Genomic DNA, 14,374 nt, shown 5'->3' on the forward strand with positions numbered 1-14,374 from the left:
AACGCTCGTGTCGGCCCATATCGACAATTACCTCGCCATGATGGCGGCAGAGCGCGGGGCGGCGGCAAATACGCTTGCAGCCTACCGCCGCGACCTGGAAGGAAGCGAAGAAATCGCCGGCGATCTGGCCGCCGCATCGCGGGATGATCTTGCGCAATTGCCGCGCGCCTGGGCAGAACTCGCGCCATCCACCGTCGCGCGCAGGATTTCTGCGCTGCGACAATTCTACAGCTTTTGCCTGGATGAAGGAATACGGCAGGATGATCCTTCCTCCGCATTGCCACGTCCGCAGGCGCGCCGCCCGCTGCCCAAGATACTCTCACTCGACGAGGTGAAGCGGTTGTTCACCGTTGCAGAGGACGAAGCTGCCGGGGACCGACCTGATGCCGTGCGGATGCTCACCCTTCTGGAAATACTATATGGATCGGGCCTGCGCGCAACAGAGCTTGTGGAGATGAAAGCCAGCGCCGTTCCCCGTGATGCGCCATTGCTCACGATCACTGGCAAGGGCGGTCAGCAGCGCATGGTCCCGGTTTCCGGGAGAGCGCGCAAGGCCCTTTCGCGCTGGATGGCCGTGCGCAAGGCGGATGGATCGGTCTTCCTTTTCCCGTCGCGAACGGGTCACATCTCCCGAATCAGGCTTTATCAGCTGGTAAAAGCGCTGGCCGTGCGGGCCGAGCTGGATCCGCGCAAGGTCAGTCCGCATGTCCTGCGCCACGCCTTTGCAACCCATTTGCTGGCGGGCGGGGCGGACCTTCGGATCCTGCAAACACTGCTCGGTCATGCCGATATTGCGACGACCCAGATATATACCCATGTGGATTCGGCGCGGCTCGTAGCGTTGGTAAACGAAAGACATCCTCTTGCAGGGAAGGGCGCGGGGCGTTAGCGGCAGGCTATGGCATCATTCCTAGATTTCGAAAAACCGGTTGCAGAGCTTGAAGCGAAGGTTGCCGAATTGCGCTCCGCCGCTGGTGAAGATGTTGATATTTCGCGTGAATTGCGCCGTCTCGAACAGAAAAGCGCGGCCCTGTTGAAGACCACCTATGCCGAGCTTACGCCTTGGCAGAAAACGCAGGTTGCGCGCCATTCCAGCCGTCCGCATTTCCGTGACTATGTGGCGCATGGCTTTGATCATTTCATGCCATTGGGTGGTGATCGCCTTTATGGTAATGACGAGGCAATCATGGGTGGCCTTGCGACCTTGCGTGGCCGTCAAATTATGCTCATCGGCCATGAAAAAGGCCATGACACTGAAACGCGGATCAAGCACAATTTCGGCATGGGCAAACCCGAGGGCTATCGCAAGGCCATCCGGCTCATGGAAATGGCCGATAAATTCGGCCTGCCGGTAGTTACTCTGGTCGATACATCCGGTGCATTTCCCGGCATCGAAGCCGAAGAGCGCGGCCAGGCAGAGGCGATCGCCCGCTCGACTGAAGCATGCCTTGCGCTGGGCGTCCCCATGATCGCGGCTGTCGTTGGTGAAGGCGGATCGGGCGGGGCGGTCGCGCTTGCCAGTGCAGAGCGCGTGCTGATGTTCGAACACGCCGTTTATTCCGTGATCTCGCCCGAAGGGTGCGCTTCTATCCTCTGGCGCACAGCGTCCAAGGCACCACAGGCAGCAGAAGCCATGCGGCTTACGGCACAGGATCTGCTCAGCATCGACGTGATTGACCGGATCGTGCTTGAGCCTGCCGGAGGCGCGCATCGCAATCCGGCAGAGGCAGTGGGCAATCTGACAGATGCCATCAATGAAGAACTCGACGCACTTTGCCTTCTCTCGCCTGACCAGTTGCGCACGCGTCGGGAAGATCGTTTTCTGGCTATCGGACGCGAGGTCTGAGAGGCGCACGATCTGCCAGGGTTGAGCCGACCTGCATAAGGCAATTCATGCAATTCTAGGGGCGGGGCGGGAACATCGCCCGCCTGTGGCTGTTTTCCTCCAAGTAACCGGGGCGACGCCAATCGCCCGATTCAGGGTTTAGGAGGAGAATCGCATGTCGCACCCACTGTCTCGTAAAATGAAATCCATTGCTGTTGCGGGGGTGGCTGCAATGGCAGTGTCCGCCTGTGCCACTGTCCCTGGCGCAAATGTTGCTCCCGGCTCGCCGATCACGGCGGAAGAAGCGCAAGTTGGCGCACAGTATCACGAACAGTTCGTTGCCCAGTTCGGTGGAGAAATGACTGGCCCCTACGCCAGCTATGTCGATCAGATTGGCTCCAATATCGCGGTGCAGTCCGGCCTTGCGCAAGATCGCAATGCCTTTGATGTCACCTTGCTCAATTCCAGCGTTAACAACGCATTTGCCGTGCCCGGCGGCTATGTTTACGCGACCAGGCAATTGGTCAATCTCATGAATAATGAGGCGGAACTTGCTGCCGTTCTTGGCCATGAGGTCGGTCACGTAGCTGCGCGCCATTCGGCTCGCAGGCAGGCTGCGGCCCAGCGTAACCAGATTGGCGGCGTTGGCATTGCGATCCTTTCCTCAATCTTGCTTGGCGATAACCCGCTGGGTGAAACGATTGCACGTGGCGCCCTTCAGGGGTCGCAGGTCCTGACGCTCAGCTATTCACGGAATCAGGAATTGGAGGCCGACGCGCTCGGCGTGCAATATCTCAAGAATGCAGGTTATGATCCGCGCTCCATGGCAACTCTGCTGCAAAGTCTGGCTGCGCAAAATCAGCTCGATGCCCAATTGCAGGGCCGCGACAATGCCACCATTCCTGAATGGGCATCAACGCATCCGGATCCTGCAAGCCGCGTGCAGAATGCAGTGCAACTGGCGGGTAACAATACGGGCGTTACCAATCGTGACACATTTCTCAGTCGCATTGATGGCATGATCTATGGCGATGATCCCGAGCAGGGTGTGATTGAGGGCAATCAGTTCATCCACCCCATGCTGCGTTTTTCCTTCACCGCGCCACAGGGTTTTTACATGATCAACAGCCCCAGTGCTGTTTCCATCAATGGCGATGCCGGTCAGGCTCAATTGACGACCGGGGCCTATAACAACAATCTCGATACGTATATACGCTCTGCGTTTCAGGCCATCGGTGGCGAGCAGCAGCAGCTTGCACCGTCAAGCATTGAGCGCACGACGGTCAACGGACTGCCTGCCGCCTTTGGCACTGCGCGGGTCAACAATGGCCAGCAACAAGTTGATGTGACGGTGTTCGCGTATGAATTTTCCGCGGATCAGGCGTTTCACTTCCAGGCCATTACGCCAGCCGGACAATCAGGCACATTCAATTCATTGTTCAGTTCAATGCGTCGGATTTCGGCCAGCGAAGCGGGCAGCGTAATTCCGCGCAGGATCGATATCGTCACGGCTGGCGGTGGTGACAGCGTGGCCTCGCTGGCGCAGCGCATGGCTTACACCGATGGTCAGGAAGCACGCTTTCGTGTTCTGAACGGCTTATCGGGTAATGACCAAGTCGTCCCCGGACGCAAATACAAGATCGTCGTCCGCGCCAATTGATGAAAACCCCCGGCCAGATGGACGGGGGTTTTTCTTGGCAGTTTTCTGACCGCACATAGCAGAAGGGCGGAGGGTTTCCCCTCCGCCCAACTGTCTAAACCTAAGTCTTCTTTAGACGATTAGGCTGTTTCCATCTCGGTCTTGACCTTGTTGAAGGTCGTGCTGAGTTCGTTACCCAGGCTCTGCATTGCAGTGATGGCAGCAACGGCGATCAGGGCAGCGATCAGGCCGTATTCAATGGCGGTTGCACCCTGCTCGTCGCGGATCATGTTCTTGAAAAAAGTCATCTATAGTCTCCTGGTTTTAAGTCTTCGTACCCGGCTCAATTCGTATCCAACTTGAGCTATCCCCGAACTAAGGGGAATTCCTTGAGAAAGTGCTAAGAGCCTGCGTTTTCCACTTTCGTTTCCACTTCACCCCACATCGTCGAGCTTTCAGTGGCGAGGCCCTGCAAGGCTGTGACCATGGCAATCACGATCAAAGAAACGATGAGGCCATATTCAACGGCAGTCGCGCCCTGTTCATCATGCAGGAGCTGCTTTATGAAATTATTCGCAAGCACAGAACTTCCCCTTGGTTGTGGAACGCGATGACATGACTTTTTGCAGTCAACATTTAACAAAAGGTTGAGACGGGCTTCGAAGATGACAAAAATTCCGACATGGATACCTGTCGTCGCCCTCGCTCTATTCGATGCTGATGGCCGTATTCTGATGCAGCAACGCATTGCCGGCAAACATCATCAGGGCTGCTGGGAATTTCCTGGTGGGAAGGTAGAAATTGGGGAAATTCCAAGACTTGCGCTTGTCAGAGAGATATCGGAGGAGCTGGCGATAGACATAGATCCCACTCTGCTGGACCCTTGCGGATTCGCTGAAGAAACAGGCAAGCGCGACATTGTTCTTTTTCTTTACACGTCACGTCAGCACTGTGGTGAGCCACGGGGCCTTGATGGGCAGGAGTGGGGTTGGTTCACACCTTCCGAAGCGTATTCTCTGGCAATGGCACCGATGGATCGCGTCCTGTTGGGACAAATTGACGGGGCGAGGCGTTAGCTCTTGCCAAGCTGTGCCACCCCGCTTATGTGCCCGCCTCTCAAGTGCGCCCGTAGCTCAGCTGGATAGAGTACCTGACTACGAATCAGGGGGCCGGAGGTTCGAATCCTTCCGGGCGCACCAACAAAGGCCATCTCTGCGAAGGGGTGGCCTTTGCTGGTTTCTGTCACAGGATTCTCTGAAATTTCGTATTTGCACCGCCGAAGGCACGCGGTGGGTCAAGACAGTATGGTGACGGCCAAGCCTTGCTGAGGCACCAATCCATTATGTAAACGCGAGCCGGTGCCGGGCTCGCTGACTCCCTGGGCAAGTCTAGCGAAGAATCCCAGTCGGCGTTGACCGCGGCGAGCAGATATTCGCCTTGGCCATCTCAACAGCTTCAGCCGTCACACGATGACCTGATTATTGGCAAGGCCCGCGCCAGCGATGAAAAATTCAATCTTGGCGTGTAATCTTTCAAGGCTCTTATCCGTTATCATGCGATGACTGATCGCCTCTGCATGAACATCGCTCACAAACAGGCCGAGGTACAATTCGGCCAAAATATGCGGGGGTGCGTTCATTTCGACGCCACTTTCCTTCCAAGCGGTAAACAGCTGTTGGAGCGAATCATGCGTTCGCGATGCTGTCCGTTCGAAGAATCGCTGTGCAAAGTCGGTGTTGCTTATGCTTTGGGCGATAACGATGCGAACAAGAGCAATCACTTCCGGATCGAGGAAATGCGCCTGAAATGATTCGGAGAGGCGGTGCAGGATATCCACTGGAGTGCCCCCTTGTGCGGAAGCCTTGTGGATAAGTCTTGCGCCTGAAGAAGCCTTTTCGAAGACTACAACCTCGAGTATGCCTTCTTTATTGCCAAATAATTTGTAGACGGTTGCCAGAGATCCGCCTGCACGATCCACGATATCGCTAAGGGTCGTCTGCTCAAATCCCTGCTCGACGAATAAGCTCCGCGCGGCTTCAATAATGGCGCGTTTGCGACGGTCGAGTCGACTGCTTTCGGTTCGATCAATCATTTGCGAAGGCTCTACGATAAAGGGTTGCGGGACAAGTGCGTAATAACTATTACACTCTCGCACCTGCACAAAAGATGACTGAAAGCCTCCTGTCTATGAAAGCCAAATTTTTAAGCTTGGCCGCGAGCCTCTTGCTCGTCGGCTGTTCTCAAGCGGAAGAGGCAGTAGCGCCTCAGGCAATTCCGGTCAGGACCGTAATTGTGGCGACGCAAACCGTGCCCAATGTGATCGAACTGCCCGGGAGGGTTGAGCCGGTGCGAGAGGCTGAGGTTCGCGCACGCGTAACCGGTATCGTGCAGGAGCGGCTTTATGAAGAAGGCACCGATGTAAGCGCTGGCCAACCGCTTTTCCGAATCGATCCTCGCGAATTGCGTGCCAGCTTTAACCAGACGCAGGCTGCATTGACTCGCGCCCAGGCGACAGCCGCCAATGCCCGGGCAGTGGTTGAACGCTACCGCCCGCTGGTGGAGGAAAACGCCATCAGTAGCCAGGAATACGATGCGGCGATTGCCGCATCGCGTGAGGCGGAGGCGAATGTTGCGCAAATTCGGGCACAGTTGGAATCGGCCTCACTGCAGCTCGGTTATACTACGGTGCGCGCGCCGATCAGCGGTCGGGCGGGACGTGCGCAGGTGACCGAAGGTGCGCTGGTCAGTCAGCCAGAAGGCACGCTGATGACCCGGATCGAACAGATCTCGTCGGTTTATGTGAGCTTCGCGCAGGCTGCCAGCGAAGTGATCGAGATACGCCGTGCCATCGCTTCGGGCGAGCTGGCACTCAACGATGATGAGCAGATGGAAGTGCGCCTTACCATGGGTAATGGAGCCGAATATCCTGTTCTCGGCTACATCGACTTCCTCGATTTCTCGGTCGACGAACAGACCGGGACTGTCGAATTGCGCGCCGAGTTCAGTAACCCCTCACGCATCCTGCTTCCGGGTGAATTCGTGCGAGCGAAGATTTATGCCGGTACGGTGAATAACGGGATTACAATCTCCCAGGAAGCTGTGACGCTAACCGGCGATGGTGGTACTGTCTTCGTCATCAACGAAGAAGGGCAAGCCGCTGTCCGCCCGATCATGCTGGGCGATATGGTCGATGGCAAATGGATCGTCGAGAGCGGGCTTGAACCCGGTGACGAAGTGATTGTCAGCAACCTTCAGAAAATTCGCCCTGGCGTTCCGGTCGAGGTGACCAATACGCCTACTGGGAGGCGACAAGCGCCGACCCCTTCTGCCACGACTACCGGAGGCGGTCGCTAGCACATGGCACGTTTCTTCATCGATCGACCGATTTTCGCCTGGGTGGTCTCGCTGGCCATCTTGCTGGCGGGCCTGCTCGCGCTGCGCTCTCTGCCCATTGAACAATATCCGGAAGTCGCACCACCGTCGCTGACGATTAACGTCGTATATCCCGGAGCCGGGGCAGAGACGCTGGAGCAGAATGTTACCCAGGTTATCGAGCAGCAACTCAATGGCGTGGACGGTTTCCTTTATATGTCCTCGACAAGCACCTCTGCGGGGCTTGCCAGCATCACACTGACCTTCGAAGCGGGCACAGACATCGATATCGCCCAGACTGAGGTGCAGAACCGCCTCAGTACGGTTGAGGCCCGTCTGCCGGAGGAAGTGCGCCGCCAGGGGATCACCGTGCGTCAGGCGAGCGAGGGCTTCCTGATGATCGTGGCCATGACTTCTCTTAGCGGGGAGCTTGGAACCATTGATCTGGGCAATATCGCGACTAACCAGGTGGTTGACGAATTACGCCGCGTACCTGGCGTCGGCGATGTGATGCTGTTCGGCTCTCCCTATGCGATGCGCATCTGGCTCGATCCCGAAGCGCTCGCTTCATATAATTTGTCTCCTTCAGCCGTATTAGCGGCGGTTCGTGAGGAAAACGCACAAACAGCGGGCGGATCGATTGGTGCACAACCACTTGCTGAAGGGCAGCTGATTACTGCGACGATCTCAACTGAAGGTCGCTTCACCACGGTGGAGGAATTTGAGAACATCATTTTGCGAGCCAATTCGGGCGCAGCAGTGGTGCGGTTGGGTGAAGTTGCGAGGGTGGAGATCGGAGCGCAAACCTATGCCACCTCCGCTTCTCTCAATGGGCAGCCGATGGCCGGCATGGCGATCCAGCTTGCTACCGGTGCCAATGCATTGACTACGGCCGAAGGCGTAAGGGAAAGGCTAGCCGAGATTGAAGGTGGGTTGCCGCCAGACGTGACCTGGAAGATCCCTTATGACACCACTCCATTCGTCGAAGCATCGGTGGAAGAAGTCGTCATAACGCTGGTCGAGGCGATGGTCCTCGTCTTTCTGGTCATGTTTCTATTCCTGCAGAACTGGCGCGCCACGCTGATCCCCACACTGGTGGTGCCGATCGCCTTGGCCGGAGCGTGTCTGGGATTGTGGCTGTTCGGCTTTTCAATCAACGTCCTGTCACTGTTCGGCATGGTTCTGGCTATCGGCATTCTGGTTGATGATGCCATCGTGGTCATCGAAAATGTCGAACGCATCATGCGCGAGGAAGGACTGCCGCCGCTGGAGGCTACCCGCAAGGCAATGGGGCAGATCACCGGCGCGATTATCGGCATCACGCTGGTGTTGATTGCTGTCTTCGTGCCGATGGCGTTTTTCCCCGGCTCCACTGGGGGAATCTATCGGCAGTTCTCAGTCACTCTCGCGATTGCGATTTTCTTTTCTGCCTTGCTCGCCCTGTCGCTTACCCCGGCACTGTGCGCGACCTTCCTTAAGCCAATGGATCATGGACACGATGATACCGGAGAACCGGTCAGCGATCCGGAAGCGGAAACACAGCCGGGTTGGCGCGGCTTTCTGGCGCGCATCCGTGGATTGGTAACGCGCTTTTTCGCCCGCTTCGACCGCTGGTTTGGGCGAATGCAGGAAAAATACGGGCGCACCAATGATCGAATTTTGTCGCGCCCATGGCGCGCCTTCGCGGTCTTCCTCACGCTCGTTCTTCTGACGGTGGTGCTGTTTGCCCGTCTCCCCTCAGCGATGTTGCCGACTGAAGACCAGGGCTTCCTGCTCACTGCGGTCCAGACCCAACCGGGTGCGACCCAGGCTCGAACTGACGAAGCATTGGAGCCGATCACCGATTATTGGATGAACCGTGAGGAGGTTGAGAACCTCGTACTTATTCGCGGTTTCAGCTTCTTCGGACGGGGTCAAAATAACGCCTTGCTGTTCACCACATTCAAACCCTGGGAAGAACGGACTGGCCCCGGCAGCAGCGCGGGCGAGATGATGGCAGATGCAATGGGCCGTTTCAGCCAGCTCGACAATGCAAGTGCCTTTGTAATCCAGCCGCCTGCAATCCAGTCACTCGGTCGGGCTAGCGGGTTTACCCTCAAGCTGCAGGATCGTGGCGGAGTGGGGCGCGATACGCTGACAGCTGCGCGCGATCAGATGCTTGGCACGGCTTCGCAAAGCCCGGTCGTCGCCAATTTGCGGCCCGAGGATCAGGGGCCCAGCCCCGAGGTCGAAGTTGAAATCGATAGGGTTCAGGCGCGAGCGCTCGGCCTTTCGCTGGCCGATGTAAATACTGCGTTGTCGATCACTTTCGGCTCGGCATATGTGAACGATTTCAACCGCGACGGGCGTGTGCTGCAGGTTCAGCTTCAGGCCGATGCGCCTTACAGGATGAAACCAGAGGATATCATGTCCTTGCGCATCCCAAACGATAGCGGTGAACTGGTGCCATTCAGTGCTTTTGCGACCGCGAAATGGTCAGCAGCGCCTGCCAGCCTGTCACGCTATAATGGGTATCCGGCCATGACGTTGTCTGGAACGGCAGCCCCCGGCAAATCCTCCGGCTCTGCTCTTGCAGAGATGGAGCAATTGGCTGAACAATTGCCGCCGGGCATCGGCTATGAATGGACTGGCCTTTCTTACGAGGAAAAGCAGGCCGGTGGGCAAATTGGCTTCCTTCTCGGCCTGTCGGTGATTGTAGTTTTCCTTGTGCTAGCTGCGCTCTACGAAAGCTGGGCGGTGCCGCTGGCGGTGCTGCTGATCGTCCCCACTGGTGTGTTGGGCGCGGTATTGTTCTCCATGTTGCGGGGGCTTTCGGCAGATATTTATTTCAACGTCGGGCTTATCACAATCATCGGACTCGCGGCCAAGAATGCCATTCTGATCGTTGAGTTCGCAATCGAGGAAGAAGAACGCGGGTTAAGACGAATCGATGCGGTCAAGGCAGCAGCCCGGCTGCGACTACGGCCGATCATCATGACATCGCTGGCTTTCACCATGGGCATGGTGCCACTGGTGCTGGCTTCCGGCGCTGGTGCGGCAAGTCGCATTTCGGTAGGTACCGGGGTGATGGGCGGAATGGTCGCTACGACCATTTTCGGCATCTTTCTTATCCCGATGCTCTATCTGCTGGTGCGCAGAAATATCAGCCGCAAGCAGCCCGTCGCCGCCGGTCATCTGGACGAGGCCGATTCCGGTGGAGCTAAGCCGGACGATGCAGAACAGAACCCGGATGGGGAGCCAGTCCGATGAAACGTTTGATTGCCCTGGCCCTCGCATCGACAATGCTGGCAGGCTGCGCCAGCATGGCGCCCGAACATATCCGACCCGCGCCGGCCACTGCGTTGACATTCGATTCCGAATATCGGCCCAATGGCGAAGTCGTTGCGTCCCAGCTTTCCTATCGCGAATGGTTCCTGGATCCTCGCTTGCAGGGTCTTGTGACCCTTGCGCTGGAAAATAATCGCGATTTGCTGGCGGCTACCGCGCGCATAGAACAGGCCCGCGCGCGTTACCGCATTCAGGACAGCCGCCGATTGCCAAGCATCGTCGCCGATGCAGGTGCAGTTCGCACACGCCAGCCGCTTTCGGCCAATCCCGCGCTCGACACAGGTGATGTGGAAGGTGCTCCCGATGCGGTCACTTTCAACCGCTTTGACGTTGGTGTGGGCGTCAGTGCGTTTGAATTGGACTTCTGGGGCCGGATCGCAAACCTCAGCGATGCCGCGCGCGCCGAATATCTCTCAACTATCGCTGCGCAGCGTGCTTTCTATCTGTCTCTGATTGCGGATACAGCGACGACCTATTACGAAATCGTCGAGACAGAAGAACAGATCGCTCTGGCCGAAGCTACCGCTGAAAGCAGACGCGAAGGGCTTCGGATTGCGGAGGTGCGGCTCGATAATGGCGTAACCTCTGCACTACCTTTCCGGCAGGCCGAAACGCTGCTGACACAGGCCGAACAGCAATTGGCGAGTGAGCAGCTGACCTTGGCGCGACTACGCAATCAGTTGGCCGTTTTGGTCGGGGGCGCAATTTCTGCGCCACTTCCTGAAGGGTTCACGCTGGCGCAGCAAGGAGACGAGCGCCGGCTTGCGGCGGGCTTGCCATCCGATCTTCTCCTCTCACGCCCGGATATCGTCGCAGCCGAGGAACAGCTGCGTGCGGCCCGTGCCAATATCGGTGCCGCTCGCGCAGCGTTCTTCCCCACCATATCGCTGACTGGCAATGCCGGCTTTTCGTCGAGCAGCCTCGATGATTTGTTTTCGGACGGCGGCTTTGGATGGAGCTTCGGTCCAGCCATCACATTGCCGATTTTTGACTGGGGCGCGCGCGAGGCAGATCTGGATCTCGCCCAGGCTCTGGAAGTTGAGCAGGTGGCGAACTATGATCGCACCGTTCAAGGTGCCTTCCGCGAAGTTTCGGACGCGCTGGCCGGGCGGCGCTGGTTGGCCGAACAGGTTGCAACCTTGCGACGTGCCGTGACGGCGCAGGAACGCATCGCCCACATCGCGCGCCTGCGCTATCGTGAGGGTGTGGCCAATTATCTCGAGGTTCTCGATGCTGAGCGAAATCTGTTCAGTGCGCGACAACAGCTGCTCGCGACAGAGCGGGCGTGGTTGCAGAACCGTGCGACGCTTTTCGTGGCGCTGGGTGGAGGGATCGGGGGAGACATCCCTCTTGCGGGCCGGATCCATTAGCCTTTCTGGGCAACAATAATTGTCTAATGTTTAGAGTGCCCGGCTTCATGGCGGGCAGGGCTGCGGAACCGGGCACCCGCTCACAGGTTGAACCTGCAAATCACATTTGCAGGAGCCACTCTATGTCACAGGATATTTTTGCCCGCCTCAAACAAGATCACGAAGATCATCGCGCCCTGCTTTCCAAGTTGGCCGAAACAAGCGGCGATAGCGAAGAACGCCGCGAGTTGTTTGAACAGTTCACACTTGATGTGAAAAGCCATGCTTCAGCAGAGGAACAAGCGCTTTATTCCACCATGCTGCGCAAGCCGGAGACGACTGACGAGACCCGTCATTCAGTAGCCGAGCATCATGAACTGGAGGAATTGCTGAACGATATAGCGGCAACCGACATGTCTTCATCCGCCTGGATGACCAAATTCAAGCAGCTCGATCATGATTATCGTCATCATATCAACGAGGAAGAAGAGGACCATTTTCCCGACTTCGCCAAGTTGTTGACCAAAGAAGATGAAGATCACATGCGTCAGGTGTTTGACAAGCGGAAAGAGGTTGAAAAGGCCGATGCCGAGATAACGCCGGAAAAGAAAGAAGACGCAAAGGAATAGTCCTTGCGATCAGGGCTGTAAGGGGGGGGGCATTTGGGAAACTTCGCAGAAGACGTCGAGGGCTTTGACGATAGCTCTACCGAGGCGGGCGTGTGGCAATATGCCCACGCCCGCCGCGTTCGTGTAGTCGTGGACGGAGAAGATTATTTCGATCTGATCCAGCAGGCCATGCTCAAGGCGCGTCAGCGAATACTGCTAATCGGTTGGGACTTCGATACTCGCATCCATCTCAGTCGCGGGCGTCGCTGGTGGCAGAGGGGCTGGCGTCGTGATTATCCATCGCGACTTGGCAGTTTCATCCTGTGGCTCAACCGCAATAGACCCTATCTCGAAGTCCGGATTCTAAAGTGGAGCTATGGCTTCATTAAATTCTTCGGGCGCGGCTCCATGATGCTCGACATATTGCGCTGGTGGCGTCACCGCCGGATCGATTTCAAATTCGACACAGCGCATCCTGTTGCGTGCAGCCATCACCAGAAAATCGTGGTGATCGACGATGATTTTGCCGTCTGCGGTGGGATCGACATGACCACGCGCCGCTGGGATACACGCGACCATGCCGAAAATGATAAACGGCGCACGCGCCCTGACGGCAGACCTTATCCACCCTGGCACGATGTAACCATGATGATGGAAGGCGAAGTGGCAGGCGCTCTCGACGTGCTTGGTCGTGCCCGCTGGGTGCGCTCGGGAGGAAAGCCGCTAAAGCCGCCGATGCCGGATGAGGGCAGTGCCTGGCCCGACGGGCTGGAGCCGCATTTCGAGAATGTCGAAATCGGCATTGCCCGGACGCGCGCAGAATATGATGGCGACCCCAAGGTCGATGAGATCGAAAATCTATTCGTGCAACAGATCGGTGCAGCGCAGTATTTCATTTACATAGAGAATCAGTATCTGACATCGCACACTATTTGCGAGGCCATCGCCAGGCGCCTTGCCGAACCGGACCCGCCGGAAATCGTGATAATCATGCCCGAATTTGCAGAGGGCTGGATGGAAGAAGGTGCCATGTCGCCCGCCCGCGCAAAACTGGTGCAGGCACTGCGGGAGATTGATTCCAGCAACTCTCTCCACCTCTATATTCCCTATAGTGGCGAGACGGCTATTTATGTTCATGCCAAGCTGATGATCGTGGATGACCGCATCTTGCGCATCGGATCGGCCAACCTCAACAATCGTTCGATGGGGCTGGATAGCGAATGCGATGTCTTCATTGATTGTGAACGTACCGGAAATGCCGGAGCCACCGATGCAATCACGCGTATCCGACATTCCATGCTTGCCGAACATCTTGGCATTGCGGAAGATGAGGTGCCCGGCCTGATTGATGAGCACGGTAGCATGTCTGAGATGATCAAGCATTGCGGTACAAATCAGCGGCGCTGGCTCAAACCCTTCCACCCGCCCGAACCGGATGAATGGCTGGTTGACCTGGCGCTGCGCGAGACGCTCGACCCTGAAGAGCCGGAGGACCTTTTTGCGATCGTGCCGCCAGGGCGTGGCCTTTTCCGCAACGGCAGCCTATTGGCCAGAGCGCGTGACAGGATAAGCAGAAAGCGTAAGAAAAAGCATGGTTGAAACAACAGGTTCGCTTGATGATGATGACGCCCGCGGCAAGGCTCACGTCCCCGAAGAAGTCGAAGACGCTGTCAGGACGATTCTGAAATGGGCGGGTGAAGATCCCGAACGGGAGGGATTGCTGGATACGCCCAAGCGGGTCGCACGCGCATGGCTTGAATATTGCGAAGGCTACAGGGAAGATCCGTCCGTTCACCTCTCCCGCGTGTTTCACGAGGTAGGCGGCTATGACGAGATTGTGCTGCTGAAGGATATCCCGTTCCACAGCCATTGCGAACATCACATGGCACCGATCACCGGCAAGGCGGCCATCGCTTATTTGCCTGACAAGAAGGTGGTCGGTATTTCCAAACTTGCGCGGGTGCTGCACGGCTATGCAAGGCGTCTGCAGATACAGGAACGTCTCACCGCAGAAGTCGCGCAATGCATATGGCAACATCTTCAGCCGCAAGGCGTCGCCGTTGTGATCGAGGCGCGGCATGGCTGCATGACAGGTCGCGGCGTACGCACGCCGGGGGTTGGCATGATCACCAGCCGCATGCTGGGATGCTTCCTCAATGATGACCGCAGCCGCAAGGAAGTGCTCAGCCTGATGGGCTATTGATCCGCCGCCTGGCAGGGCACACGATCACAATTTGGATTTGAGGGAATTACG

General features: G+C 57.2%; 13 protein-coding genes and 1 tRNA gene. 11 read left to right on the top strand and 3 right to left on the bottom strand.

All coding sequences use genetic code 11. From position 1 onward, the window contains the following. Positions 1 to 7 precede the first annotated feature (7 nt). From CP97_RS09020 to CP97_RS09030, 3 genes are all read left to right on the top strand, one after another. Complete coding sequence (locus CP97_RS09020) at positions 8 to 889, top strand: tyrosine recombinase (RefSeq protein ID WP_082863779.1); 882 nt, start codon at positions 8 to 10, stop codon at positions 887 to 889. 9 nt (positions 890 to 898) lie between these two features. After that, positions 899 to 1,846: an acetyl-CoA carboxylase carboxyltransferase subunit alpha gene (locus tag CP97_RS09025; RefSeq protein WP_048885659.1), complete on the top strand. Its 948-nt coding sequence runs from the start codon at positions 899 to 901 to the stop codon at positions 1,844 to 1,846. Between the two features lie 154 nt (positions 1,847 to 2,000). After that, positions 2,001 to 3,485 carry a M48 family metalloprotease gene (locus CP97_RS09030; RefSeq protein ID WP_227819567.1) on the top strand — a complete coding sequence of 495 codons (1,485 nt, stop codon included), beginning with the start codon at positions 2,001 to 2,003 and terminating at the stop codon, positions 3,483 to 3,485. Between the two features lie 119 nt (positions 3,486 to 3,604). Here CP97_RS09030 and CP97_RS09035 read toward each other — a convergent pair whose 3' ends face one another. Both CP97_RS09035 and CP97_RS16495 read right to left on the bottom strand, forming a co-directional pair. Continuing rightward, positions 3,605 to 3,772, bottom strand: a complete 168-nt coding sequence (locus CP97_RS09035; RefSeq protein ID WP_063612406.1) for a Flp family type IVb pilin — start codon at positions 3,770 to 3,772, stop codon at positions 3,605 to 3,607. Positions 3,773 to 3,864: 92 nt separating this feature from the next. Then, positions 3,865 to 4,047, bottom strand: a complete 183-nt coding sequence (locus CP97_RS16495; RefSeq protein ID WP_048885661.1) for a Flp family type IVb pilin — start codon at positions 4,045 to 4,047, stop codon at positions 3,865 to 3,867. Positions 4,048 to 4,129: 82 nt separating this feature from the next. Here CP97_RS16495 and CP97_RS09045 point away from each other — a divergent pair, with 82 nt between their 5' ends. Together CP97_RS09045 and CP97_RS09050 are read left to right on the top strand one after the other, a co-directional pair. After that, a complete protein-coding gene (locus CP97_RS09045) occupies positions 4,130 to 4,540 on the top strand; it encodes an NUDIX domain-containing protein (protein WP_048885662.1) in 411 nt (136 codons plus the stop codon). Between the two features lie 46 nt (positions 4,541 to 4,586). Next, a tRNA-Arg gene (locus CP97_RS09050) sits at positions 4,587 to 4,663 on the top strand. Between the two features lie 263 nt (positions 4,664 to 4,926). Here CP97_RS09050 and CP97_RS09055 read toward each other — a convergent pair. Next, positions 4,927 to 5,556: a TetR/AcrR family transcriptional regulator gene (locus CP97_RS09055; RefSeq protein ID WP_048885663.1), complete on the bottom strand. Its 630-nt coding sequence runs from the start codon at positions 5,554 to 5,556 to the stop codon at positions 4,927 to 4,929. A gap of 95 nt (positions 5,557 to 5,651) precedes the next feature. Between CP97_RS09055 and CP97_RS09060 the strand changes: the two genes are divergently transcribed. From CP97_RS09060 to folE, 6 genes are all read left to right on the top strand, one after another. Further along, positions 5,652 to 6,818, top strand: a complete 1,167-nt coding sequence (locus CP97_RS09060; RefSeq protein ID WP_048886887.1) for an efflux RND transporter periplasmic adaptor subunit — start codon at positions 5,652 to 5,654, stop codon at positions 6,816 to 6,818. A 3-nt stretch (positions 6,819 to 6,821) separates the two neighbouring features. Next, complete coding sequence (locus CP97_RS09065) at positions 6,822 to 10,085, top strand: efflux RND transporter permease subunit (protein WP_048885664.1); 3,264 nt, start codon at positions 6,822 to 6,824, stop codon at positions 10,083 to 10,085. Continuing rightward, positions 10,082 to 11,533 carry an efflux transporter outer membrane subunit gene (locus CP97_RS09070; RefSeq protein ID WP_048885665.1) on the top strand — a complete coding sequence of 484 codons (1,452 nt, stop codon included), beginning with the start codon at positions 10,082 to 10,084 and terminating at the stop codon, positions 11,531 to 11,533. The genes CP97_RS09065 and CP97_RS09070 overlap by 4 nt, the downstream gene beginning before the upstream one ends. A gap of 122 nt (positions 11,534 to 11,655) precedes the next feature. Continuing rightward, the gene (locus tag CP97_RS09075; RefSeq protein WP_048885666.1) at positions 11,656 to 12,141 is read left to right on the top strand and encodes a hemerythrin domain-containing protein; all 486 of its coding nucleotides are present in this window, start codon (positions 11,656 to 11,658) and stop codon (positions 12,139 to 12,141) included. Positions 12,142 to 12,174: 33 nt separating this feature from the next. Beyond that, entirely contained in the window at positions 12,175 to 13,719 is a 1,545-nt protein-coding gene (locus CP97_RS09080; RefSeq protein WP_048885667.1) for a phospholipase D-like domain-containing protein, read from the top strand. Further along, on the top strand, positions 13,712 to 14,323 hold the full coding sequence (gene folE / locus CP97_RS09085; RefSeq protein ID WP_048885668.1) for a GTP cyclohydrolase I FolE: 612 nt from the start codon (positions 13,712 to 13,714) through the stop codon (positions 14,321 to 14,323). Before CP97_RS09080 ends, folE begins: the two co-directional genes overlap by 8 nt. Positions 14,324 to 14,374: the final 51 nt, after the last annotated feature.

It is taken from the genome of Aurantiacibacter atlanticus (genome assembly GCF_001077815.2).
GTDB classification, from domain to species: domain Bacteria; phylum Pseudomonadota; class Alphaproteobacteria; order Sphingomonadales; family Sphingomonadaceae; genus Alteraurantiacibacter; species Alteraurantiacibacter atlanticus.